General features: G+C 63.0%; 23 protein-coding genes and 1 tRNA gene. 14 read left to right on the forward strand and 10 right to left on the reverse strand.

Going from position 1 to position 24,087, the window contains the following annotated elements:
* Positions 1–237: 237 nt before the first annotated feature.
* Positions 238–1,011: an SDR family oxidoreductase gene (locus ABUH87_RS09740; RefSeq protein ID WP_367772998.1), complete on the forward strand. Its 774-nt coding sequence runs from the start codon at positions 238–240 to the stop codon at positions 1,009–1,011.
* A 42-nt stretch (positions 1,012–1,053) separates the two neighbouring features.
* Here the strand turns inward: ABUH87_RS09740 and ABUH87_RS09745 are convergent, their stop codons facing one another.
* The 3 genes from ABUH87_RS09745 to ABUH87_RS09755 all read right to left on the reverse strand — a co-directional run bounded on the left by ABUH87_RS09745 (position 1,054) and on the right by ABUH87_RS09755 (position 3,641).
* Positions 1,054–2,070 carry an acyl-CoA dehydrogenase family protein gene (locus ABUH87_RS09745; protein WP_367773000.1) on the reverse strand — a complete coding sequence of 339 codons (1,017 nt, stop codon included), beginning with the start codon at positions 2,068–2,070 and terminating at the stop codon, positions 1,054–1,056.
* Position 2,071: 1 nt separating this feature from the next.
* Complete coding sequence (locus tag ABUH87_RS09750) at positions 2,072–3,265, reverse strand: acyl-CoA dehydrogenase family protein (RefSeq protein ID WP_367773003.1); 1,194 nt, start codon at positions 3,263–3,265, stop codon at positions 2,072–2,074.
* 61 nt (positions 3,266–3,326) lie between these two features.
* The gene (locus tag ABUH87_RS09755; RefSeq protein WP_367773285.1) at positions 3,327–3,641 is read right to left on the reverse strand and encodes a Rieske (2Fe-2S) protein; all 315 of its coding nucleotides are present in this window, start codon (positions 3,639–3,641) and stop codon (positions 3,327–3,329) included.
* A gap of 294 nt (positions 3,642–3,935) precedes the next feature.
* On the opposite strand from ABUH87_RS09755, the gene ABUH87_RS09760 reads away from it, so the two are divergent.
* Together ABUH87_RS09760 and ABUH87_RS09765 are read left to right on the forward strand one after the other, a co-directional pair.
* Complete coding sequence (locus tag ABUH87_RS09760; RefSeq protein WP_367773005.1) at positions 3,936–5,081, forward strand: acyl-CoA dehydrogenase family protein; 1,146 nt, start codon at positions 3,936–3,938, stop codon at positions 5,079–5,081.
* Complete coding sequence (locus ABUH87_RS09765; protein ID WP_367773008.1) at positions 5,081–6,001, forward strand: acyl-CoA dehydrogenase family protein; 921 nt, start codon at positions 5,081–5,083, stop codon at positions 5,999–6,001. The genes ABUH87_RS09760 and ABUH87_RS09765 overlap by 1 nt, the downstream gene beginning before the upstream one ends.
* A gap of 32 nt (positions 6,002–6,033) precedes the next feature.
* On the opposite strand, the gene ABUH87_RS09770 is transcribed toward ABUH87_RS09765, so the two are convergent.
* Positions 6,034–6,822, reverse strand: a complete 789-nt coding sequence (locus tag ABUH87_RS09770) for an SDR family NAD(P)-dependent oxidoreductase (protein WP_367773010.1) — start codon at positions 6,820–6,822, stop codon at positions 6,034–6,036.
* On the reverse strand, positions 6,822–8,003 hold the full coding sequence (locus tag ABUH87_RS09775) for a DUF1214 domain-containing protein (protein WP_367773013.1): 1,182 nt from the start codon (positions 8,001–8,003) through the stop codon (positions 6,822–6,824). The genes ABUH87_RS09770 and ABUH87_RS09775 overlap by 1 nt, the downstream gene beginning before the upstream one ends.
* Before the next feature lie 96 nt (positions 8,004–8,099).
* On the opposite strand from ABUH87_RS09775, the gene ABUH87_RS09780 reads away from it, so the two are divergent.
* On the forward strand, positions 8,100–8,903 hold the full coding sequence (locus ABUH87_RS09780; RefSeq protein ID WP_367773015.1) for an SDR family NAD(P)-dependent oxidoreductase: 804 nt from the start codon (positions 8,100–8,102) through the stop codon (positions 8,901–8,903).
* Positions 8,904–9,020: 117 nt separating this feature from the next.
* Here the strand turns inward: ABUH87_RS09780 and ABUH87_RS09785 are convergent, their stop codons facing one another.
* On the reverse strand, positions 9,021–9,548 hold the full coding sequence (locus tag ABUH87_RS09785; protein WP_367773017.1) for a nuclear transport factor 2 family protein: 528 nt from the start codon (positions 9,546–9,548) through the stop codon (positions 9,021–9,023).
* Positions 9,549–9,804: 256 nt separating this feature from the next.
* Positions 9,805–10,176: a hypothetical protein gene (locus ABUH87_RS09790; protein WP_367773019.1), complete on the reverse strand. Its 372-nt coding sequence runs from the start codon at positions 10,174–10,176 to the stop codon at positions 9,805–9,807.
* A gap of 106 nt (positions 10,177–10,282) precedes the next feature.
* Between ABUH87_RS09790 and efp the strand changes: the two genes are divergently transcribed.
* The 4 genes from efp to ABUH87_RS09810 all read left to right on the forward strand — a co-directional run bounded on the left by efp (position 10,283) and on the right by ABUH87_RS09810 (position 12,260).
* Positions 10,283–10,846, forward strand: coding sequence for an elongation factor P (efp, locus tag ABUH87_RS09795; protein ID WP_367773023.1), 564 nt, complete (start codon positions 10,283–10,285; stop codon positions 10,844–10,846).
* Positions 10,847–10,850: 4 nt separating this feature from the next.
* The gene (locus ABUH87_RS09800; RefSeq protein WP_367773026.1) at positions 10,851–11,240 is read left to right on the forward strand and encodes a hypothetical protein; all 390 of its coding nucleotides are present in this window, start codon (positions 10,851–10,853) and stop codon (positions 11,238–11,240) included.
* 42 nt (positions 11,241–11,282) lie between these two features.
* Positions 11,283–12,101, forward strand: a complete 819-nt coding sequence (locus tag ABUH87_RS09805; RefSeq protein WP_367773028.1) for an inositol monophosphatase family protein — start codon at positions 11,283–11,285, stop codon at positions 12,099–12,101.
* Positions 12,102–12,176: 75 nt separating this feature from the next.
* Positions 12,177–12,260: transfer RNA gene (locus tag ABUH87_RS09810), tRNA-Leu, on the forward strand.
* A gap of 567 nt (positions 12,261–12,827) precedes the next feature.
* Here ABUH87_RS09810 and pgl read toward each other — a convergent pair.
* Positions 12,828–13,538 carry a 6-phosphogluconolactonase gene (pgl, locus tag ABUH87_RS09815; protein WP_367773031.1) on the reverse strand — a complete coding sequence of 237 codons (711 nt, stop codon included), beginning with the start codon at positions 13,536–13,538 and terminating at the stop codon, positions 12,828–12,830.
* Positions 13,539–13,779: 241 nt separating this feature from the next.
* Entirely contained in the window at positions 13,780–14,151 is a 372-nt protein-coding gene (locus tag ABUH87_RS09820) for a hypothetical protein (RefSeq protein WP_367773033.1), read from the reverse strand.
* A gap of 243 nt (positions 14,152–14,394) precedes the next feature.
* On the opposite strand from ABUH87_RS09820, the gene ABUH87_RS09825 reads away from it, so the two are divergent.
* From ABUH87_RS09825 to ABUH87_RS09840, 4 genes are read left to right on the forward strand one after another with little or no spacing between them, the layout of a single operon-like run.
* Positions 14,395–15,780 (forward strand): TIGR03013 family XrtA/PEP-CTERM system glycosyltransferase, encoded by a 1,386-nt coding sequence (locus ABUH87_RS09825; RefSeq protein ID WP_367773035.1) that lies wholly within the window; start codon positions 14,395–14,397, stop codon positions 15,778–15,780.
* On the forward strand, positions 15,780–17,909 hold the full coding sequence (gene prsK, locus ABUH87_RS09830; RefSeq protein WP_367773037.1) for an XrtA/PEP-CTERM system histidine kinase PrsK: 2,130 nt from the start codon (positions 15,780–15,782) through the stop codon (positions 17,907–17,909). Before ABUH87_RS09825 ends, prsK begins: the two co-directional genes overlap by 1 nt.
* Complete coding sequence (gene prsR, locus ABUH87_RS09835; protein WP_367773040.1) at positions 17,906–19,285, forward strand: PEP-CTERM-box response regulator transcription factor; 1,380 nt, start codon at positions 17,906–17,908, stop codon at positions 19,283–19,285. The genes prsK and prsR overlap by 4 nt, the downstream gene beginning before the upstream one ends.
* Before the next feature lie 40 nt (positions 19,286–19,325).
* Positions 19,326–21,083 (forward strand): tetratricopeptide repeat protein, encoded by a 1,758-nt coding sequence (locus ABUH87_RS09840; RefSeq protein WP_367773044.1) that lies wholly within the window; start codon positions 19,326–19,328, stop codon positions 21,081–21,083.
* A gap of 3 nt (positions 21,084–21,086) precedes the next feature.
* Here ABUH87_RS09840 and panB read toward each other — a convergent pair whose 3' ends face one another.
* The gene (panB, locus tag ABUH87_RS09845; RefSeq protein WP_367773046.1) at positions 21,087–21,959 is read right to left on the reverse strand and encodes a 3-methyl-2-oxobutanoate hydroxymethyltransferase; all 873 of its coding nucleotides are present in this window, start codon (positions 21,957–21,959) and stop codon (positions 21,087–21,089) included.
* A 126-nt stretch (positions 21,960–22,085) separates the two neighbouring features.
* Here panB and ABUH87_RS09850 point away from each other — a divergent pair, with 126 nt between their 5' ends.
* Both ABUH87_RS09850 and ABUH87_RS09855 read left to right on the forward strand, forming a co-directional pair.
* Positions 22,086–23,666 carry an amino acid permease gene (locus tag ABUH87_RS09850; RefSeq protein ID WP_367773048.1) on the forward strand — a complete coding sequence of 527 codons (1,581 nt, stop codon included), beginning with the start codon at positions 22,086–22,088 and terminating at the stop codon, positions 23,664–23,666.
* A gap of 158 nt (positions 23,667–23,824) precedes the next feature.
* On the forward strand, positions 23,825–24,022 hold the full coding sequence (locus ABUH87_RS09855; protein WP_367773051.1) for a hypothetical protein: 198 nt from the start codon (positions 23,825–23,827) through the stop codon (positions 24,020–24,022).
* The last annotated feature ends 65 nt before the right edge of the window (positions 24,023–24,087 follow it).

Genomic DNA, 24,087 nt, shown 5'->3' on the forward strand with positions numbered 1-24,087 from the left:
CAGGCGCCCGTCTGGAGCGCCGGCCGCATGGCGCGGGCTGGTTGAGCGTGGCCCCGCTCACCCGCACCCGCCGTACGCCGGAGCTATGTCCGGCGACTGCGGCATATAACCTATATGGTTCATTGTGTCAAGGCGCTTTGGCAGGTGCCTCACGCAGTGTCCGGGAACTGTCGAGCGAACCAAGCGTCGACGGGCGAGTTCATCCCAAGGATCGCCCGAATACAGGAGGCTCTTGAGGTGAAACCGAGCGGAAACACTATCCTCATGACTGGCGGCGGCTCCGGAATTGGCGCCGCGCTGGCCCAGCGATTTCACGACGCCGGGAATACGGTCATCGTGGCGGGGCGCCGTCAGCAGGCATTGAATGAAACGGTTGCCGGTCGAGAGCACATGCATGCCCGAGTGCTCGATGTGGGCGACGCTGCGAGCACGCAGAACTTTGTCCGTGCGCTTATCGCGGACTTCCCGGAGCTCAACGTACTGATCAATAATGCAGGCATCATGCGGCTAGAGGCGCTGGAGACTGCTCGTAATCTGAATGACGCGGAGCAGACGGTGGAAACCAACCTGCTCGGTCCGATCCGTATGACGGACGCCTTGATCGATCATCTCGTCGCCAGAAACGATGGCGTGATCGTCAACGTCACTTCAGGCCTCGCCTTTGTGCCTCTTGTCGCGGCACCGACTTACTCGGCGACGAAAGCGGCGCTGCATGCTTACACTGTGGCCTTGCGAAAGGCCCTGGCTGGCAAGGTCGAGGTCATCGAACTGGCGCCCCCGGCAGTTCAGACTGGCCTGACCCCCGGTCAGGAGCGGCGGCCGGGTTACCAGCCGCTCAACGACTTTGCCGATGAAGTCCTTGCGCTTTTCTCACAAGTGCCGACGCCACCGGAGATCCTCGTCGAACGCGTGAAAATGCTCCGCAACGCCGAGGCGGAAGGACGCTTCGAGGAGGCGCTCGACCAAATCAATGCATTTGCCGAAAGCGCCCGAGCGGCGCAGCCGAACTGAACGGGCGCAGAGAGCGCCCGAGCAGTGCGGCCCCGCGTGTGATCAGGCTGCGGAGGCCAGAGCGGCGCGGCCTACGCGCTCGTTCCACAGGTCCGAAGACCCGCAGAGCTGCAGGTTAAGCATGGCACGGTTCATGAAGAGGTGGATCTGGTGCTCTTCGGTGAGGCCGATACCGCCGTGGAACTGGATCGCCTCTTCCGTAACCCATTGGTAGACTTCGGCGGCGTAGGTCTTGAGCGCCCCCATCTGCTCAGCCGTCGTCCCATCTGCAGCGGCGCGGCTCCAGAGCAGGGCCTCGGCAGGCACGATCTTGATCTTGCAGTCCGCGGCGCGATGCTTGAGCGCCTGAAACATCGCGATCGGGCGGTCGAACTGCTTGCGCACCTTCATGTATTCGACTGACGCGTCGAGCGCGGCATTGGCGCCGCCGAGGCAGTCCGCCGCGACGGCAAGGTGCGCCTCGGGCGAAATTGCGTCGTGAATGGCGCGCGAGCCTGCCGCATCGGCAAGACTCAGTGCAGGATCGGGGCGGAAGTTCTCAAGCGTGAGATCGAACAGGCGGCGGCTCTTGTCCCAGATCGGCCGCTCGACCAGGCTCACACCGGGAGCGTCGGTCGGAACCAGCGTATAGCCGGTCGGCAGGTAGGCGATGACCGCTGCTGCCATGTCGCCTTCGAATACGCCAGAGACGGTTCCAGCCACCGCGCCGTCCGAGCCGGTCTCCAGGTTAGTCGGCAACATGTGCAGCGGTACATATTCGCCCCCGGCGATCCGCTCCAGCCAGTCCTCGCGGCCCTCTAGAGCCTTGCTTTCGAGGATCGCATGAAGCCCAAGCTGCGCCGGGATAAGCGGCGCGCTGGAAAGCACGCGTCCCAGCTCGAAGTGGATCATCGTCGATGCTTCGCGGCCGAGGCCGAGGCCGCCCAGTTCCTCGGGCAGCCGGATCATCAGCCAGCCCATTTCGGCGGCCAGTGCCCAGCTGGCATCGCGCTCGGGGATCACCTTATCGGCGGGGAACGCCTTTTGCACGGCATCCTGCAGTTCGTTCAGTTCGATCATGTCAGAGCACCCATCCCTTGGGTTCGCGCGGCATCTCGAGCATGCGCTCGGCGATGATGTTGCGCTGCACTTCCTCACTGCCGCCGGCGATGGTCCAGGCGTAGGAGTTCATGAAGTCGGCCATCCAGTTGCCGGTGTTGAGGTCGCCGAAGGTGATCGGCTTCACGTATTGCTCGGCCATGCCGCCAAGACGCACGCCCAGCAGCGAGTAGGCGCGCAGTGCACGGCTGTAGCTGTTCTTGACAATCGAGGCGTCGCCCATCCGCTCGACGCCCTTGATGCGGTTGTCGAGGAAGCGATCGGCGATGGCGCACGTTGCGTCAACTTGCGTCACAAGCGCGCCGAAGTCGCGCAGGACGCCGGCATCGTTCTCCAGCCCATTGTCACGGATCAGCTCGGCTACGCGAGAGAGGGCGCCGCGCATGCGGTACGCCAGTTCCATCAGCGTCAGGCCGCGCTCGGAAGCAAGGGTGGCTTGCGCCACGGCCCAGCCTTTGCCCTCCTCCCCCACGCGCTGCTCCACGGGGATCACAACGTTATCGAGGAAGATCTCGGCGAACTCCTCGTCGCCCTGGATCTGGTGGATCGGGCTGACCGATACGCCAGGAGTCTTCATGTCCATCAACAGGTAGGTGATGCCCGCCTGCTTGGGGCCGTCGCTGGAGGTGCGCACCAGCAGCAGGCACATGTCCGCGAACTGCGCCATCGTCGACCAGACCTTCTGGCCATTGATAACATACACTTCCTTGCCATCGCGCACCTCGCGCACGGCCTTGCACTTCAGCGCGGCAAGATCGGAACCGGCACCGGGCTCGGAGAAGCCCTGGCACCATGTCTCGCCTTCAAGGATGCGGGGCAGGTACTTCGCCTTCTGCTCGGGCGAGGCGCACTCGTGAAGCGTGGCGTAGGCGTGATAGGTGGATACGAAGGACAAAAGGAGGCGCGGCGCATCCACGCGGGCCAGTTCCTCGTAGATGACCTTCTGCTCGGCGAGGCTCCGCCCGCCGCCGGGCCATTCGGCTGGCCAGTGCGGGATGGCGAAGCCGCCTTCCACAAGCTTGGCGAACCAGCTGCGCTGGGTCGCGACAAAGTCTTCCTGCGTGCGACTGGCGTCGCGCCAGTCACGCGGTGCGTTCGCCTCCATCCACTCACGGACTTGGGCGCGCAGGCTCTCGAGTTCGGGTTGGTCGGTCATGGCGGCTCCATGCACGGCGGCTGTGCGCTCGTCCAGACCCCCGGAGGTGCAATCTTATCGCTCAGGCGGCGACTTCGATGGTCTCTCCGTTGATGCGCACTTCGAACGTGTCGATCGGCATGGAGGCGGGCGGATTTATCGGCGCGCCGGTTTCCAGGTCGAAACGGGCCCCGTGCACCGGGCACGAGATCCAGCCATTGCGAAGCCGACCGCAATCGAGCGATTCGTATGCATGGCTGCAAAGGTTGCGGACAGCGAAGATCCGGTCATTGGAGTTGCATAGCAGGATGTCGTTCCCATTCGCGCTAACGACTTTCTTGCTGCCCGGGGGCACTTCATCGAGCGTTGCCACGGCAACGAATGTCTTCTCGCTCATCTTGTCGATCATCTCTCTCGTGCTTGCAGTTGCGTGGTCGTCTTTTCTTCTGGTGGCATTTGCTGCCCTGCATTTCCTGAGGTTCTGGCGCAAGCGCGGCTTGCGCGCCCGCAGTGTGCCGTGCCATTGCCACTACCGTGACGGGCAAACAGCGCGCAAGGGCGGGTGCCAGTTGGCGGATGGTTCGGTGATCGCTCCCGCGTTGTGTCTGCGGGTGCTTGTTCCCGGCGGCCTCTTGTACCGGCATCAGGTGCTGGCTAACGCGATCGGCAATCGTTCAAGACCGGGGAACTCATGAACTTCGAATGGACTGAGGAGCAGGATTCATTCCGGCAGACGTTGCGCGATTTTCTCGCGGCCAACCTGCCGGGTGACTGGGAGAAGTTCTCCGAGCACGGGCCCGCGTCGCCGGCGCTGACCGCATTTGCGCGCGAATTCTGCAAGAAGCTGGCCGACGTCGGGCTTCTGTTTCCGCACTGGCCCAAGGAAATGGGCGGGGAGGGCCTCGGTCCCTGGGAGCAGCAGATCCTCGCCGAGGAGATGTGGATCGCGGGTGAGCCGCGCGGCGGTCAGTACATGAACGTCAACTGGATCGGCCCGACCCTGACGAAGTACGGGACCGAGGAGCAGAAGGCGCGCTACCTCGAGCCTATTACCGAGGGCAAGTCGCTCTGGTGCCAGGGCTTTTCGGAGCCGGATGCCGGATCGGACCTGGCGAGCCTGCGCACCCGCGCGGTGCTGACGGACGGCAACTACGTCATCAACGGCCAGAAGATCTGGACCTCTTACGCGGGGCTGGCCGACACTTGCTTTCTCCTCACGCGCACCAGCGACGACCGGAAGCGCGGCATCACTATCCTGCTCGTGCCGATGGATACGCCGGGCATCACCGTGCGTCAGATCCCGTCGCTGATCGGTGAGGGCGACATTCACGAGGTCTTCTTCGACGATGTTACCGTGCCCGAAGGCGCCCGCTTCGGAGAAGAAGGGCAGGCGTGGGAGATCATCGCCTATTCGCTGCGCAACGAACGCCTGGGCATTCCGCGCTTCACTCTTGCGCGCGCCGCGCTTGATCGTGCGGTGGCGATGCTCAAGGATGCTGGCGATTTCGGTCGCGAGTACGTCAGGATAGAGGCCGCGCGGTGTGCGGCACTGTGCGAGGCTGCGGCGACGGCGAACTACGCAATCGTTCAGAAGCGGGTGGACGGTCTCGGCGTCGGTCCCGAGTCGAGTTCGGCACGCTTTGCCACCGTCATGGCCGAGCGCGCGGTGTGCGAGTTCGTGGTCGAATTCGTGCCAGAGGCACTCGCCGGTTCCTCTCCCTATCTCAAGATGCACCACCAGCGCGGAATCGTTGCCGGCATCGCCTCTGGCGCGGCCGAGATCCAGCTCAACATTATCGCGAGCGATGTGCTCGAATTGCCCAGGGAGCCCCGCTGATGCAGCTTTCGCTCAGCGAAGACCAGAGCCAGATCCTCGATTTCATCGACACTCTGGCAAAGCCTTACGCCACCGTTCCGATGCACGACCACTCGCTTGCCCTGACCAGCGCCGAGCTGGATGAGGCCTTGGTCGAGGGCGGTTTCCTTGACGTCATGGCGGAGGAGGAGCTTGGCCCCGCGACCGCCGCGCTGGTCGTCGAGAAGCTGGCACGCCTGCCCTTTGCTGTGGAAGCTGCGGCGTCGGCGCTGGTGCGACCGCTGATCGATCCCGACTTGCCGAGGCCGCTGTGCCTTGTGGAAGAAGGGCAACTGCGCAAGCCGGTGCGATTCCTGAAAGATGGCGCGACGGTCGTAGTTGTCGGGCCATCCGGTGTCCGAAGCTTCACAGCGAGCGCCGAGATGATCCGCGCCCCGCAGGAAGACACGCTCTACGCCTATCCGGTCGCCTTTCTGACGCGCCTCCCTGATGCGCTTACGTCGCATGATGCAGACGTTGCAGAGATTACCCGTGCCTGGCGCGTGGCGGTCGCTGCTGAGGCGGCGGGCCTGCTCGCGGCTGCCCTGCAGAGCGTGGTCACCTATGTCTCGGAGCGCAAGCAGTTCGGGCGTCCGCTTGCGACGTTCCAGGCGATCCGCCACAGGCTGGCCGAGGACCAGGTCGTCACGAACGGAGTCTACTGGCTCGCGATCCGCGCTGCGGCGTCCGGCGATCCGGCAGATGCCGCGATGGCCGTGCTTCACGCGCAGGAGGCGGCGAAGCGAGTCACTTACGACTACCATCAGTTCCTGGGCGGCATGGGCATGACGCTGGAGCATCCGCTTCACTTGTGGACTTACCGGCTCAAGCTGCTGACAGCCGAGCTGGGGGGCAGGGGAGCTCAGGCTCTTGCCGCGGCCGAGGCGCTCTGGGGCGAATAGGAGCCTCTGCGTAAGGGTGCTCCGGATCGCCGTCAGTCGACGTCGATCATGCCTTTCTGGCCGGGGCCTCCGCTGACGGCCAAAGTCTCCCCGGTGATATAGCTTGCCGCATCGCAGGCCAGAAACACGACCGCCTGCGCCACTTCCTCGGGCGTGCCAGGACGCTTGAGCGCGAAGGCGGTCTTTGCCGCGCCGGGCGCATCGAACCCGGTCTTGGCCCAGCCTGCTTGTGCCAGCTCGGTCGCGGTCATGCCGGGCGCGACGCAGTTTACGCGCACGTTCGACCCGCCCCACTCCATTGCGGCCACGCGGGTGAACATCTGGAGCCCGGCTTTGGCAGCGGAGTAAGCGCCACAGCCGGCGGTGCCGCTGATCCCCGCCTGTGAGGAGATGTTGACGATGGCTCCGCGCCCACTCGCCTTCAGGTGAGGAATGGCCGCGTGCGAACAGTAGAAGGCGGCGTTGAGGTTCAGCGCCACATCCTTGTCCCACATCGCGGGCGGCATCTTCGAAAAGCCCGAATAGCTCGACTTCCCCGCATTGTTGATGAGGATGTCTAAGCGGCCGAAGGTGTCCACGACAGCGGCGATCATCCGTTCGACAGCCTCGGAATCGGTGACGTCCGCGGCGAACGTAACAACCCTGCGCCCGGTCGCCTCGCCGATCTCTGCGGCTGCCGTTTCCAGGCGGTCGGCCCGTCTGGCAGCCAGCGCCAGATCGGCGCCGCGCTCCGCAAGCAGCGTTGCAATTGCCTTCCCGATCCCTGTTCCGCCGCCGGTCACCAGCGCAACACGTCCCGCAAGGTCGAACCCTTCAAGCATTACCACCTCCTCCTGCGCTGGCAGCCGCGCACTCGTGTTCTCAGTTCTTCAGCCCGTTCCTCTGGAGAAACCTGAGGCGTCTCCGGCGGCAGGTGATCGCGCAGTTCTGCGAACTTCACGCGCGTCAGTGTCGGCGTCGGGCGCGAGTCGCAATCATACCAGCGGCCGTAGATCGTGCCTTCGGTGAAGCCTGCCGTATCAAGCCAGTTGGGCACGCCCGGATCGACAAGCGAGAGCACGGCGCGAAACTTTCCGTCGGAGCTCACTTTCGCGCAGTGTCCGTTGGTGCTGCTGAGCCGGTAAACGTACTCGATGGCGTTGTAGTACGGGTCGTTGATCTGGAAATTCCAGTAGGGCCGCACGCTTGGCAGCTCCGTCTCCAGTATCAGCGCCTCATCCGGCGCGTACTCATACACTGCCGGTAGATAGACTTGCCGGGTAAGCGCTCCTCCGATGGGAGCGGGCTGAAAGACGTTGACGCCTACAGCCTCGCGCACCTGGTTCTGCATCCAGTAGAAGAGTTCAGTGGCGCGGGCGGGCATCGCGGCCATATGTCCGATCCGCTCGAGGATCTCTTCGGGGCTGAGGCGCGCCTTGGGAGGTGCCGGATCGAGGCATTCGATGGAGAGGACGGGATCGACTTCGCCTGCCCAGTCGTAGCTCCGCTTGCGGATCATGAGGACGTTGGCTTCGGGCCTGATCGGGAGCCAGTTGCCTGTGTGTCCTGCCGGTCGCTCCTGGCTGACAAGGATCTCGAAGTTGCCGTCGGCATCGATCTGCAGTTGGCGGTCATCGAGGTCGGAGTAGTGTTTGCCGGTCATGTCGACGGCGCCGGGATACCCCGCGTTGTTCCGCTGGGTGTTGAAAGTGATCATCTTCACCGTGCCGCGCTGACCGCTGACCCGGTAGCGATACGCCGACGAGATCGGCGACTGCAGATAGATGTCATCCGGATTGGGCTGCAGCGTGTAGACGGGATTCCACAGAGGCGCCCAATCAGGATGAGCGGCATCGGCGTGGAAGAAGGTGAAGTAGCTGGAGCTCAGCTGCATCATGATCTGCCGGTAAACGTCTGCGCGATATTCGGGTGAATCGGGGCGCCAGGTATTGGCAAGCCCGGCCACCCCCTTTTCAAGGTCAGCCAGATACTCGCTGAGCGGGCCGATGGGGCTGGGCATCATGATATCCTCCTCTCGGCGCCCCTTTCAGCAGGGATCGTGGTTGTATTTAGATTGTGCTCACTATCTAAGAGCACGGCAAGGATGGGAGAGCAAGCTATGGACAGTAACGATCTTCTCGATCTCGGAGGGCAAGTGGCGGTCGTCACTGGAGCGGGCCAGAATGCCGGGCGCGCGATCGCGATGGAGCTGGCGCGTCACAACGCCGGAGGCATTGCGATCAACGATTTCGTCGCGGAGCGCGCCGAAGCCGTGGCGGCAGAAATCTCTGCTCTGGGGGTGCCCGCGATGGCGGTGCCGTTCGACGTGGGCGATCTGGATGCCATCAAGGCTGCGGATGCCGCCATCAAGGACAAGCTCGGTGCGGCAACGATCCTGGTGAACAACGCGGGGATGGCAGGTCCGGGAGGCTCGCTTCGCCCGACGCAGAACTTCTGGGAGGAGGACCCCGCCAATTGGGACCGTTATCTACGAACCAACCTCTACGGCGTTTACAACTGCTGCTTCGGGTTCATCCCTAACATGGTGGAGGCCAGACGCGGCCGGATTGTCACGATCGTCTCGGACTCGGGCCGCGTGGGTGAGCCGAAGATGGCGGTCTACGCCTCGGCAAAGGCCGGTGCGCAAGGCTTCGTGAAGTCCATCGCCAAGGAACTGGGCCGCTATAACGTGACTTGCAACGCCGTCTCGCTGTCGTCTCTCATGCCGGACATGCCCGCTGAGCAGCTGGCTGAGATCATGCGCAGCGATCAGGCGAAGGCGCAACTCTCGCGCTATACGATCCGGCGCTACGGCAAGTCGTCGGACGTGGCCGCGCTGGTCACGTTCCTTTGCTCGCAGTCCGCCGAGTGGATCACGGGGCAGACTTACCCGCTCAACGGAGGCTATGCGCCCTCGATGTAGGCGCCAGCAATGTAGGCGAAGGATGGTGTGGGGGGCTGTGGACGCTCCGATCGGTCCGCAGCCCTCTGCATTGTCCGTGGGGCTGCACGTGTGTGCCAGCCCCACGGTGTTCTGTCTTTAAGCTCGGGCGCCTCGCTGAAACAGCCGCTGCCGGCACGTTTCATAGCTAGGATCCGCAGGACCTTGACCCAAAGTGCCGCCACCATCGAACGGACGGCGGATCTTGAAATCGTATGTCACGACTCGCTTGGAGAAACGCCACCTCCCGTCTGAGCAGCGCCGGTAGTTGTCGATGTAGCGCACGGCCATGAAGTCTTCTTCCTGGCTGCCGTCGCGGTTGGGAATGAGGTGATAGGCGAGCGCATAGACCTCACCGTTGCCCTCATCGCCTTCAACGCTGATCAGGTGATTGCAGACGTGGTGGCCGCTGTAAGGCATATAGGGAAGGGACTGCTCGATGAAATCGCAGTAGCCCTTGGCCGGTCCGTCGTAGCTGTCCCCATGGCTGTCGGTCGCGTCCTCGGTGTAGAGGTCGCGTAGAAGCTCAACATCCTTGCGATCGACCGCACGCGAATAGAGCAGAACCAGTTGGCGGATTGCCTCCTTGTCGAGCAACACGCGCAGCGCCTGTTCATCCATCATCATCTTCTCCTGTTTTTTCTGATGCAGTGATCTGCCATCGATCGGATAGACTTGCCTGACGCTAAAGCCCGCCCGCGACGGCGCCAGGGACGCTACTGTTCCTGAGAATTCTTCGGGCGCGGCAAATGGGTTTCTGAGGAACGTTCGCCACTGCCGAAGAGCGCGATTGCGACTTCGTATTCGACTTTCAGGCCCATGCTCTCGTCCTCCCGGTTGGCAGATTAACGAGAGATGCAGCGCGCGCAATCCGCTGTGGCGATCAACTGTTGGCGGGTGTTGCCAGGACGCAGCGCAGTTCGTCGTCTCGTCCAGCGGCATCGACGCGCCGGAGAAAACCGCTCGAGATCCGATGGAGCTTCATTCCCTTCAACTTTCCGCTGGTCATCGTCACGAGGTCGCCGGTGAGCAGATAGCTTCCGCGCATGCCCGCCGTGCGATAGCTGGAGCCGTGGATTACGGTGAAGTCGAACTCCTCTGCCGGCACTCGCACGGGGCCGCCGGCGTCACCTGGCAGTTCGCAGGTGTATTTACCCAAAGGCAGGGTGTCGATCAGTCCTCCCGGCACCGGAGGGGGCGGCGCGGCGGCAATCAGGGTGAGGGCTGCCGCGGCAGCGGGAAGAACGCGTCGCATGTCGGCTGAGATAGCACTTGCTCCGGGGAATTGCCACAGCGTCCCACAGGCGCTAAGGGCGCGTACTTTCCGACAGCACGGCTCTTTCCAGCGTAAGGCTTATCCCATGAAGATCAGCGGCGTCGACATTCGCCCCGGCAACATTCTCGAATACGAAAAAGGCATCTGGAAGGTCGCCAAGACCCAGCATACGCAACCCGGCAAAGGCGGTGCGTTCATGCAGGTCGAGATGAAGAACCTGATCGACGGGCGTAAGACTAATGTGCGTTTTCGCAGCGCCGACACCGTGGAGAAGGTCCGCCTCGACACCAAGGACTTCCAGTTCCTTTACGCCGAAGGTGACGATCTCGTGTTCATGGACACCGAGAGCTACGAGCAGATCACCTTGCCCGCAGACCTCCTGGGTGACGCTGCCGCGTTCCTGCAGGATGGCATGCAGGTTCTGCTCGAGCTGTGGGAGGAACGCCCCATCTCGGTGCAGTTGCCCGAGCAGGTGGAGGCGACCATCGTTGAGGCCGACGCTGTGGTAAAGGGCCAAACGGCGTCATCGAGCTACAAGCCGGCCGTTCTCGACAACGGCGTGCGAGTGATGGTGCCGCCTCATATCGAGAGTGGAACGCGCATCATCGTCGACGTCTACGAGAAGGCCTACGTACGAAAGGCTGACTGAATTGATGCGTATCCTACCGATCCTCTGCGCCGGAGCGTCGCTCTTGGCAGTACCCGCGTTTGCCGCCGCTCCCAAAGCTGGCACCGCAGCCCCGGCAGAGGTGCAGAAGGCAGGCTCGGAAGAGGTGCAGAACGCAATGCTGTACCTCAAGGTCCTGATCAGTGCACTTCAGGCAGAAGAGTTGAACCAAGGCGTCAAGGGCGCCTTGGTCGGATGCCTCTACAACAACACGCTCGGCACGATCACGCAGTCCATGGACAAGCTGATCGCGGAGAATCCCGACAAGATCAGTAGGGACAATCCTAACCAGCTTCTCCAAGGCCTTGCGGCGGTTTGCGGTTATCAACCCGAAGCGTCTTCCTCGAAGTCCGACGGGAAACCCGCCGGCAGATAATGCAGCGGCCACTCCGGTCGCATCAATAGTACAAGGAATCTCATGGCCCTCTCCGGTCTCATCCGTGTCATGGAAAAGGCAGCCCGCAAAGCTGGCCAGCGGCTGCGCCGTGACTTCGGCGAAGTCGAACATCTGCAAGTCTCACGCAAGGGACCGGCGGATTTCGTGTCCAAAGCCGACAAGATGGCCGAACGCACGATCTGGGACGAGCTTCGCGCAGCGCGGCCCGAGTGGGGCTTTCTCATGGAAGAAGGCGGCGAGATCGAGGGCGATCCGGACAAGCCGCGCTTCATCATCGACCCGCTGGATGGCACCAGCAACTTCCTGCACAGCATCCCGCACTTTGCTGTCTCGATCGCAGTGCAGGAGCCAAAGCTGGATGGATCCGGCTGGGGTGATATCGTTGCAGGTGTGATTTATCAGCCGGTCACCGACGAGACCTTCTGGGCGGAAAAGAGCAGGGGCGCGTGGTTGCATGACCGCCGCTTGCGCGTGTCTGCCCGGCGCCACTTGGATGAGGCGCTGATCGCCACGGGAATGCCCTTCGCGGGTCATGGCGACACGCGCACCTGGACCAGGATATACCAGGCGATCGGGCCGAACGTGGCTGGCATTCGCCGTTTCGGATCGGCTGCGCTCGACCTCGCCTGGGTCGCGGCCGGTCGATACGAAGGGTTCTGGGAACAGGGCCTGAAGCCTTGGGACAGCGCTGCCGGTTGCCTGCTCGTGCGTGAGGCGGGTGGATTCGTGTCCGATTTTCGTGGACGCTCCCTTCCGATCTGTGATGCAGAAGTTCTGGCCGGCAACGACGCGCTTCACTCGCGTCTGCACAAACTCCTTGCGGGAAGCCTCAAGGATTAGCATTCCTTTGTCCAGCGTGTGCGGATCTGCTTGAACCGCGCACGCAGCGCCGCTAAGCACGGCGCGCGCAGGTTTGCCCCTGTGGCGGAATGGTAGACGCGATCGACTCAAAATCGATTGTCGCAAGACGTGCCCGTTCGAGTCGGGCCAGGGGCACCACTAATGGTCCAAGTTAGGACCTGCTCGCGGCGGGCATCCTTGTTATGGATGGACGCGGGGCAGGTGGCAGGAGTCCACCTAAGCGGCGCCTTCGACGAATGCGCAGGCGAACTTCGGGCGGCCGCTCTGGTATTTGACTCTCACGCGTGAACTCACTTGCGGTGAAACCATGCGGGTCACGTGACCGATGGCGCGAGCCTTCTCGAAATCCTCCCAGAGCTAGCACTCGTCGAGGCAGAGGCGCTTTGATCCGTAGACGAGTCAAGGCTTTCCGCGCGGACTGGCAACTCATGCCGGATTCGTACCTGCCCCAGGGGCACAATACGCAGGCGATCGCTGGAAGTCCTTGGGCATTCGGCGACAGTCTCGGCCGTCACGAGGCGGAGGCAACGTCGCTATCGCCTTCTAACGCCGATCCCCGTCGTGACCGTGGGGAGGCGCTATCACCAGCTCTCGACGAACGAAGCGAAAGTCATGGCGCCTCCAGGCAGAACACTGCTGCCGCATCTATCATCTTGCACATGCCAAGCCGGAGTTCTGCATTGTCGGGTACTCGCAGGCAGGTCGCTAGTTGGGCGCCCAATGGATATCGACCGGCAATTCAGTCCGTGCCAACGCTTGGCCGATTGGGGACTTCGAGGACTTCCCCTCCTTGATAGCGGCTTCGACTACGGCTCGCTTCTCCTTGCCCGCCACGGCTATCATGAGAGCTCGCGCTGCGGTGATTGCAGCCATGCTGAGCGTGACGCGTGGCACTGGTGCATCGGCAGGCATGGGATCCGGCATCACGCCGAGCGCGCGACGTTCCTTCGGACCTGTCAGTGCTTCGTCGTAATCAGGGCCGGGGAAAATAGAAGCCGTATGCCCGTCGCTACCCACCCCAAGCAGGCATAGATCGAGCGGCCAATGAAGGTCCTGCATCAAGGCATCGGCTGATCGGCCTGCCGCCTTGTAGTCCTCGATCGCGTGGGGGACGATCGGCATGACCCGGGCACCTTTGGGCAAAAAGAACTTGGCGAGAGCAGTCACATTGCTGAGCGGATCACCTAGAGGCACGATGCGCTCATCGCCTGGGATGATCGTAACGCGCTTCCACTCTAGCTTAGCTGACGAGAGCTTATCGTAGATCGGCAACGGCGTCTTCCCGCCGGGAAGCGCGATCACCGCAGCGCCGCGCGCATCAATTGCGCTTTCGATGATGAAGCCGATGTCGTCAGCTACTGCTGCCGCCATCTCGGCAGCGTCATCATATTCCCACCATTCGATCTCGTCGCTCACTTGGTCTCCTCTCGTGGCCTGGCTCAAGCCGCTGGCCAGCCAGCATTTCATAGACCTAGCTGAACCTGATTGGCCCGCCAATGCCGACTGTCCGTTGAAAGGGCATTATCTGGAGGTAGACTCGGGAATGGCTGGGACTCCCCAGTCAGTACGCCAAGGTCCTCGAATGACTTGAGTGTGCGTTAGCCTCTATGGAAACCAGACACACGTGGCATCTCATACTGCTCGATCCTGACGAGCGTCACGGAGAGGCGTCACCGCTGCGTTTGCGTGACTCGTCGATCAGGCGTCGCATCTCTTCAGCCGTTGCGATCTGTCGTGGTGCGCGGCCTTCCAGCGCGGCAGACGTGCGGCTCTCGTAAATACCCGTTTGCGCTGCCGCGGTTTCGTAGGCCCGCTTTCGCCAAGGAGCGGCAGAGCGCGGCGGCACTGCTTCCGGCGGGAATTCGGGCGACTCCCCATGAGGGGAACTCGCCTTCTGGGACTCAACGGATGCCATGATCGCGTTGTCGGGGTGTTCGGGTGAAGAACTGGGCTGATCCTCGTCAGCGATCATCGCAACGATCAGGGCCACGACGATCGTAGCCAAAGCGAAGTTGCGATAGCCCTTCATGAGAATGCGTTCCCTGGCAAATACATGAAATTGGTGTGGATTCCTTCGACCATTGTAACGCAACCGGGGGAGAGAGAAGTTAATGCGAGCGTGTCTTGGTGTTGGCCGGCTCCCATCCGGGCGAGCCGCTTGATCGGCCGCAAGTGCCATCTGCTTTGGTTGAGACCGGGTAACCGACATTTTACGCCTTCGCCTTAGTTAAGAGGCCGGTCTCGTCACGAGACAGGGAATCCGGCACACCTCATGATCCGATTGTTCAAGCACTACATACCCCACGCGGTTGTCCTGCTCTGGCTGGTTGACCTGGTGGCGCTGGTCGGTGCCAACGAGCTCTCATGGCGCGTGAGGGCCGGGCAGATCGGCATCGAGGTCGGCCCCGTGACGGCCCGGGTTTGGCCGCACATCGGCTTTGCGACCATGGTTGTGACGGCGATGATTGCCGTGGGCGTCTACGGTTCGGACGCGCTGCGCTCCATGCGCTTTGCGGCGGCCAGACTGCTCGTGGCGATTTCGCTGGGCGTGATCGCGTTATCCTTTCTGGATTTCGTGATCGGTACGGAGACGTTCTGGCGCTCGACGCTCGCATACTCGATGGCGCTGGCGTTCTGCCTGCTCATTGCGAACCGTCTTGTTCTTGGCGGGTTTCTCGGCACATCGGCCTTTCGGCGGCGCGTGCTGGTGCTTGGTGCAGGCAACCGCGCCCAGCGGCTGCGCCAGCTGGGGGAGCGCCCCGAGAGCGGCTTCGCGATCGTCGGCTACATCGGCATGAGCGAAGCAGCGCCGGTGATCGAGGAGGCAATCCCGCGCGCAGCGATCCACAATCTCACCCGCTATGTCGAGAATCTGGGTGTCAGCGAGGTGGTGCTTGCCCTTGAAGAGCGGCGCAATTCTCTTCCGCTGAAGGATCTTCTTCGGATCAAGACCGCAGGGGTTCATGTCAATGAGTTCTCCAGCTTTCTGGAGCGAGAGACTGGCCGCGTCGACCTTGATACTGTCAGCCCGAGCTGGCTGATCTTCTCTGACGGGTTCTCTTCGGGACGCGCGATATCGAGCGCTGCCAAGCGATTGTTCGACATCGGCGCGAGCGCACTGCTCCTGCTGGTTACTGCACCGGTGATCCTGATCTTCGCGGTACTGGTGAAGCTCGACAGCAAGGGACCCGCGTTCTTCAAGCAGACCCGCGTCGGATTGTTCGGCCAATCGTTCAGCGTCATCAAGCTGCGCTCGATGCGCACTGATGCGGAAGCGGATGGTGCGAAGTGGGCCTCCAAGGACGATCCACGCGTCACTCGGGTAGGGCGGTTCATCCGCAAGGTCCGCATCGACGAACTGCCGCAGACCTGGAGCGTGCTCAAAGGGGAGATGAGCTTCGTCGGGCCGCGTCCCGAGCGTCCTGAGTTCGTCGCCGACCTTGAGGAGCACCTGCCGTACTACGCTGAGCGGCACATGGTGAAGCCGGGCATCACTGGCTGGGCGCAGATCAACTATCCTTACGGGGCGTCGATCGAAGACTCTCGTCACAAACTGGAATACGATCTCTACTACGCGAAAAACTACACGCCCTTCCTCGACCTGCTAATTCTCTTGCAGACGCTGCGCGTCGTGCTTTGGAGCGAAGGCGCCCGCTGATGGAGGGTTTGCCAGCCGACTTCTGGAGCGTGATTGCGCTCTTGCTGCACATGACCGCCGCTATCGGGGCCGCGACGCTGGCTATTTGGCTTTGGCCCCGCGCGTCCCGGCTCGGCGCCGCAGGTGGCGCTTGCATGTTCGCACTTGCGTTTACTGCAGTCTGGTCTCTTGCCGAAGCTATCGAACTGCGGGGCATCATTGCGGGACCACTGCTGGAAACGGGCCGCAACCTAATCTGGCTGTTTGTTGTCTACAAGCTTTTCGCCGGAGACGCCCGCGATGCAAGGCTGGGCCCGGTCCGCGCCGTGCTCTACGCTCTCACCTTCGTCGAACTGCTTCTGCTGGGGCTCGATCTTGCGCACGCGCAGGCGGTGTCGAGTCCTGCGTTCGACGCCGCGGTGTTTGGCCTGGGCGTGATGCTGCGCTTGCTGGTCACGGTCGGCGCGCTGGTGCTGGTGCATAATCTTTATGGCGGTGCGCCGCCCGAGACTCGCCTGGCGCTTCGCTGGCCTACGGCAGGTCTGGCGGCCATCTGGATCTTCGATCTCAATCTCTACACCATCGCGTACCTGACTGCGGACTGGCCGCGCGAGATCGCCGCCCTGAGAGGATTGGCCACTGTCGCGCTGGTCAGCTTTCTTGCGATCGGCGCAAGCCAAGGGCGCGATGTTCTTCGCCTGCGGCCCTCGCGAGAGGCGACGTTCCAGACGTTCTCGCTGCTGCTGATCGGCAGTTACCTGGTGGCGATGGTCCTGCTGGCGCAATGGCTGTCGTTCTTCGGGGGTGACTTCGAAAGGCTGATCAATCTCGCGTTCCTGACAGTTACGACTGCAGTCGCGCTGCTGGTCCTTCCCTCTCGTCGCCTGCGCGGCTGGTTGCGCGTGACGTTGACCAAGCACCTGTTCCAGCACCGCTATGATTATCGCGAGGAGTGGCTGCGGCTGACCCGGACGATCGGGGCTACCGGGCCGGACGCCCCGCCCTTGGGCGAGCGGGTGGTGCAAGCTCTTGCGGATACGATGGGAAGCCCCGGAGGAGCGCTGCTGGTCTGTGACGAAGGTGAGTCCCCCGTGCTTGCCGCGCGTTGGAACTGGATCCCCGCCAGCAGCGAGGCGACGCTCAACACGTCTTTTGCCTCTTTCATCGAACGGGAGTGCTTCATTGCCGAGTTGGATAGCTGGCGGGCAGGTGCCGCGACACCGCCCGGTGGCGTGCCCGCGCCCGAATGGTTGCTGGCAGATCAGCGCGCCTGGGCGGTCGTGCCACTGATTCACTACGACCGGCTGGTTGGCGCCGTCGTCCTGGCTCGTCCTCCGCAGGCCCGCAAGCTGGATTGGGAGGACTTCGACCTCTTGCGGGTGATAGGGCAGCAACTCGCCAGCTATCTTGCCGAGAACGCTACTCAGGAAGCCTTGGCGGAGGCGTCCCAGTTCGACGAGTTCAATCGACGCATCGCTTTCGTGATGCACGACATCAAGAACCTCGCTAGCCAGTTCAGCCTTCTGGCTCGCAACGCTGAGCTGCATGCGGAGAAGAAGGCCTTCCGCGACGACATGATCGTAACTCTTCGCAGTTCGTCAGAGAAGCTGAACGCGTTGATGACTCGCCTCTCGCGCTACGGCAGCGGCAGCATCGAAAAGCTCGAGCCGCTGTGGGCTGACGAGGTTGCACGCACCGCTGTCGGGCGCTTCGGAGACACTGGACAGGTGCTCCTTGCCGAGTGCGAACCGCTGTGCGTCACCGCCAGCCGTCACTCTCTTGAGCAGGTCCTCGTTCATCTGGTCCAGAACGGCTTGGACGCGAGCCCCTCTGGCAATCCGGTACTGCTCTCTGCCGTAAGGGAGGGTGGGCAGGCGCGCTTCGATGTGGTCGATTCCGGTTCGGGTATGTCGCCAGAGTTCGTTCGGACGCGCCTGTTTAAGCCGTTTGTGTCCACGAAAAGCGGCGGGTTCGGCATTGGAGCCTTTGAGGCTCGGGAACTTGTGCGGGCGATGCGAGGACGGTTGGACGTGGAATCGCGCGAAGGGCTCGGCACGCGCTTTGTCGTGCGGATCCCGCTTGCGGCGCATCAGGAGGAGCGGGCCAACCTCCACTATCAGCAGCCCACGAGAAGCGAGAAGGCGGCATGACCAAAGATACCAGGGACAAGCCGCTGCCCAAGCTTCTTGTCGTGGAGGACGATGCGGGACTGCAGGCGCAGCTCAAGTGGTCTTACGAGGATTTCGAGGTTCTGGTGGCGGGTGATCGCGTTTCGGCGCTTGCGCTGCTTCGGTCCGAGGCGCCGGATATTGTGACGCTTGATCTGGGCTTGCCGCCCGATCCCGACGGGGTGAGCGAAGGCTTTGCCGTTCTGGACGAGATCATGGCCCTCAAGCCTGACACCAAGGTAGTCGTCGCTTCCGGTCATGGCGCGCGGGAGAGCGCGCTGCAGGCGATCGCACGCGGGACGTATGACTTCTACCAGAAGCCTGTCGACATCGATACGCTCGGCCTCATTGTGCGTCGTGCGTTGCACCTGCACCGCCTGGAGCAGGAGAACCGCCAGCTCGCCGCCAAGGTGGAGAGCGGTGAGAAAGTGCTGGGCCGGCTCATCACCGCTGCGCCCGAGATGGTAAAGGTCGCGCGCACTATCGAACGGGTCGCGAACACCAACGTCTCCGTCATGCTGCTAGGGGCAAGCGGCACCGGCAAGGAGTTGCTGGCGCGTGGACTGCATGATGCAAGCGACCGGACGAAAGGCGCTTTCGTCGCCATCAACTGTGCGGCCATTCCCGAGACCCTGTTGGAGAGCGAACTCTTCGGACACGAGCGCGGGGCGTTCACGGGCGCTGTGAAGACGACCCAGGGAAAGATCGAGCAGGCCGCAGGTGGCACCCTGTTCCTCGATGAGGTAGGAGATATCCCACTTCCGCTTCAGGTGAAGCTCCTGCGCTTCCTTCAGGAACGCGTGATCGAGCGGATCGGCTCGCGTACGTCCATTGCGGTGGACACGCGCATCGTCTGCGCCACGCACCAGAACCTGGAAGCGATGATCGCCGACGGCAGGTTCCGCGAAGACCTTTACTATCGGCTGGCGGAGATTGTGATCCGCATCCCCAGTCTGGCCGAACGCCCCGGCGACGCTACGCTTCTCGCCAAGTCGTTCCTGCATCGCTTCGCCAAGGAGATGAACCCTGCCGTGCGCGGCTTTGCCGCAGATGCGCTGGCCGCAATCGACAGCTGGCCCTGGCCCGGCAATGTGCGAGAGTTGGAGAACCGCGTGAAGCGGGCCGTGATCATGGCCGACGAGAAGCTCGTCCACGCGGCCGACCTCGATCTTGCTGCGCCCGGAGAGGATGCATCAATTGCGCTGAACCTCAAGAGTGCGCGGGAGCAGACGGACCGAAAGGTCATCCGCCATGCGCTTGCCCGCAGCGAGGGCAATATTTCCAGCACTGCCAAGATCCTCGGGATCAGTCGTCCGACGCTTTATGACCTGCTCAAGCAATACGATCTCCAGACCTGATCAGGGTGGGGGACGGCGGCTGGCGCGTCGGTTTGCGGCAGTGCCACTGGCCGCTGCGCTCGTGTGTGCCGTCATGCCGTTCGCCGGACATGCCGAGGAGGACTCGGCCGCGGCGTTGCTCGTGGATGGCAGGGAGGCACTGGCGCGCGCAGACGGCATCGCTGCCGAGGCCAAGTTGCGCGCGGCACTCGACCAGGGTGTGCCCAAGGAGCGGGTCGCAGCGCCGCTGGGTGCAGCATACCTGCAACAAGGAGACCTGACGCGGGCGCGCGGGTGGCTCGCTCCCGGCATGTTCTCGCCGGAAACTGCGGCCGAGGGGTTTCGCCTGCTGGCCAGGCTCGAGCAGACCGAGGGCAACCTGCCAGCAGCTGGTGCGGCCTACGACCGAGCGCTGGCACTCACTCCACGTGACGCGGAGCTGTGGGTGGAGATCGGCCGGCTGCGGCACCGGGGTGGTGAGGATGAACTCGCTCGTCAAGCCGCCGAACATGCTCTCAGCCTCGACGGCGGCAATGTGCGAGCTCAAGGCTTCCAAGGCGAACTGATTCGAGAGCGGGAGGGGCTGACGGCAGCGCTTCCATGGTTCGAGCGCGGCTTGCAACAGGCGCCGGACGATGTGCCGCTGCTGCTCGAATACGCAGCAACACTGGGTGAGCTTGGCCGCGGAAAAGAGATGCTGGAAGCGACTCGTCAGGTCCTCAAGCTCGACCCGGGAAATGCGAGAGCGTACTACCTGCAGGCGGTACTCGCGGCACGCGCGGGAAGATACGAGCTTTCGCGTTCGCTGCTGGCGCGGACCGAGGGAAAGCTTGCCGAAAGCCCCGGTCTCCTTCTCCTGCGTAGCGTACTTGAACTCGCAGCCGGAAACACCCGTTCTGCGTCGGACCTGTGCGAGCGGTTGCTGCACCAGCAGCCCTCCAACGTACATGCCCAGCGGATACTGGCGCGGGCCATTTTCCTTTCGGGGCAATACCGCTATCTCGCGCTGCGGTTCCGCGACGAGGTCGCCCGCCCGGACGCGTCTCCTTATGTGCTGACGATTGTCGCCCGCGGGTATGAAGCGCTGAGCGACCGGGTCCGTGCGGGTGAACTGCTGGACAGAGCCGCAAGTCCGCAGAGTGTGAGCCTGCGCATTGTCGGCACGGCGGGGGAGGTTGGCTCGTTGATGGCACAGGGCCATTCCCTTGAAGCCGAGCAAACGGCTGAGCGGGCTCGGATGGCGGCGCCTGGTTCCTATGCGAGCCAATCGATCGCGGGTGACGTGCAACTCGCACTCGGCCGGTCAGTGGCGGCGCAGGAGCGATATGCACGAGCCGGTAGCATTCGCATGTCCGAGAGCCTGCTACTTCGACGGTTTCGTGCCTATGCAGCCGCTGGCGAGCTGTCCGCCGCGAGCCGCATGGTGCGCACCTACCTGTCCGGGCATCCGGAGAGCCGCGGCGCGTTGCGGCTGGAGGCGGGCCTCGCGCTCGGCAGCGGCGACACTACGCGCGCGGAGGCGATCCTGACCCATCTTCACCGGGCTGGCGGTACTCAGGACGCGCAGCTGCTACTGGATCTGGCGCTTGTGCAACTGCGCGCCGGGGATGCGCAGAAAGCGCCACGCTACGCTGCCGAGGCATACCGCCTCCAACGCGCCAACCCGGTAGCCGCGCAAGTGCTCGCGCTTAGTTACGCCGCAAGCGGTACCAACCGCCCACAAGCAGCCGCACTCCTTGAGAAAGCAGGGCTGATGCTGGGCGATACCCCCTTGCTGGCACAAGCCCGGGCGCGACTCTCGCAAGCGGGAAGGAGCTGACTCTCAGGACTTTGGCTGATATGTCTGCTCCGGGCCCGGAAAGCTTCTCGCGCGAACTTCCTCAGCATATTTCGCCGCAGTCTCTCCGATCATCCCCGCGATGTCGCCATACCGTTTGACGAAGCGGGGCACGCGCTCGAACATGCCGAGCATGTCTTCTGTCACGAGCACTTGCCCGTCGCACTGGGCCGAAGCTCCGATGCCGATTGTGGGGATTCCAAGCGAGTGCGTCAGGGCCACGGCGATCGGTTCGATCACGCCCTCGATCACGACAGCGAAGGCGCCTGCGTCCGCGACGGCCTTTCCGTCCGCGAGGATCTTCTCATGTTCGGTATCGCTGCGCCCGCGTGCGGCATACCCGCCCAGGGCATTGACTGCCTGTGGGGTCAGGCCGACGTGGGCCATCACCGGAATGCCTCTCTGGCTCAGAAACGCGATCGTCTCGGCCATGGCCTGACCGCCCTCCAGCTTCACCGCAGCGGCGCCCGTCTCTGCCATGATCCTGCTCGCGGCGATGAAGGCGGCTTGCGGGCTCGCTTCGTAGGTGCCGAAAGGCATGTCGACGACGACGACGGAACGATAACTTCCACGTACGACGGCCGCGCCATGCGCGATCATCATGTCCAGCGTCACGCCAAGCGTCGATGGCAGACCGTATATCACCTGACCCAGCGAATCTCCGACCAGCAGGATGTCGCAATGAGGGTCGAGAAGCTGCGCCTGACGTGCCGTGTAGGCCGTCAGCATGACGAGGGGTTCAGCGGTCTTCCCATTGACCTTGCGGCGCTGAATAGCCGGAACGGTAAGGCGCTTCATCGGCTGCGGAGTGGGATTTGCGCGGCTGGTCGCGGTGTCGAGCTGGAAAGTGGTAGACATGCCGGGCTTGTAGCGATCTTGTCAGGCGCACGCAAAGCCGGGGAATGGCGTGCGATTACCCTTGCCATGTGACCGGTTGCCGCTAGCGTCCCGGCCATCCATGCGCTTTTTACCGGGGGTTCCCGCATGTTTGGTCGCGTTAAGCCGCTCGACGCCATTTTGGCGACAGCGGAAAAGAAATCTCTCCATCGTTCCCTTGGCCCGGTGCAGCTGACGCTGCTGGGGGTGGGGGCCATCATCGGAACCGGCATCTTCGTGCTGACCGCGGCAGCGGCGCAGAAGGCGGGGCCGGGCATGATGTGGAGCTTCGTCATCGCAGGATTCGTCTGCGCGGTCGCGGCTCTATGCTATTCAGAGCTTGCCTCGATGGTTCCGGTCTCGGGCTCGGCCTACACATATTCCTACGCCGTTATGGGCGAAGTACTCGCGTGGATGGTGGGCTGGGCGCTGATCCTTGAATACGCCGTTGCCGCCTCTGCCGTGTCGGTGGGGTGGTCTGGCTATTTCATGGGCCTCTTGAGAAGCCTGACCGGCTTTGAATTACCACCTGCCTTGTCGGCGGGGCCAAGTTGGTCGCTCGACGGGGTCGACTTCAGCACGGGTGTGATCAACGTGCCGGCAATCGTCGTCGCGCTTTCGGTGACGCTGTTGCTGATGCGCGGCACAAAGGAAAGTGCCACGTTCAACGCCGTGCTCGTCGCCATCAAAGTGGCAGCGCTGTCGATGTTCGTCATCCTGACCATTCCGGCGATCAGGGGCGAGCACTTCGCTCCCTTCACGCCGAACGGCTGGTTCGGCCCGGCTGGGACGAGCGGTCTTGGGGTTGTCGGCGCTGCTGCGTCGATCTTCTTCGCTTATGTCGGTTTCGACGCGGTCTCGACGGCTGCCGAGGAGACAAAGAACCCGCAGCGCAACGTGCCGATCGGGCTGATCGGAAGTCTGGCGATCTGTACGATTTTCTACCTTCTCGTCGCTGCTGGTGCGATCGGAGCAGTCGGGGCGCAGCCTACCTCGCTGGGTGTGCAGCCTGGCTCGCCGCAGTTCGCGACAGAGTGTGCAGCCTTTGCGCAGCAGGGCGAGGTTCCGCTGGTCTGCTCCAACGAGGCGCTGGCGCATGTGTTGCGCGCCATCAACTACACCTGGGCGGGTGACCTGATCGGCCTTGCGGCCAACCTTGCGCTTCCCTCCGTGATCCTCATGATGCTCTTTGGCCAGACGCGGATCTTCTTCGTGATGGCGCGCGACGGCCTCCTGCCCGAGAAGCTGGCGACCGTGCATCCGAAGTGGAAGACGCCGTATATCGTGACGCTGATTACCGGTGTTTTCGTGGCGATTGCCGCCGCTCTGCTTCCGGTGGGTCAGCTCGCGGACATTTCCAACTCCGGCACGCTGTTCGCATTCTTCATGGTGTCGATCGCTGTTCTGATCCTGCGTGTTCGCGATCCCAAGCGAGTGCGCCCGTTCCGGACACCGCTTGTCTGGGTCGTCGCCCCAATTGCTGCGATCGGTTGCGTGCTGCTTTATTTCAACCTGCCGCCTGAGGCGATGCTGGTGCTACCTCTGTGGGGTGTCATCGGCTTGGTGTTCTACTTCGCCTATGGCTACCGCAAGAGCCACGTGGGCCTTGGCCGGCTCGAAGTGCACGAGGAGGACGCCGACACGCCGCACTCGGCCGTGCCGCCCATGCCGGGTGCAAGCATCGACTGAGTTGACTCCTCCAGCACACTCTTCGCCGGGCGCAACGCGACCGGCGAAGAGTGTGTCACTTATGTGCTCCTTATATGACAAGGCGCCGGCTGGCTTGCTCTCGCCCAGTCCTCCAGCCACAGGCGCGCCGAAGCCAACTACAGGGTGCTGCTAGAATCATGATGCGGTCGGTGCGCAAGGGACTGTTCCGAACCCATGTTCCCGGTATCGGCGAATGCGCCCGTGTCGACATGCGAGCGGGCGACGCAGCCCCTTATCTCGATCGCGAGATGTACTCCATTCTGGGCTTCGAACCGGCCTACGACACTCTCCCTCGCTATGAGCGAGCGGACGGCGGGCGCAGAGCTTTCGGCTGAAGGAGCCCTCATGGGCACCATACACGAGGCAGCGGCCACAGATCGCAGGGGCAAGCCTATCATTT

This window comes from Novosphingobium rhizovicinum, assembly GCF_040813635.1.
Lineage (GTDB): Bacteria > Pseudomonadota > Alphaproteobacteria > Sphingomonadales > Sphingomonadaceae > Novosphingobium > Novosphingobium rhizovicinum.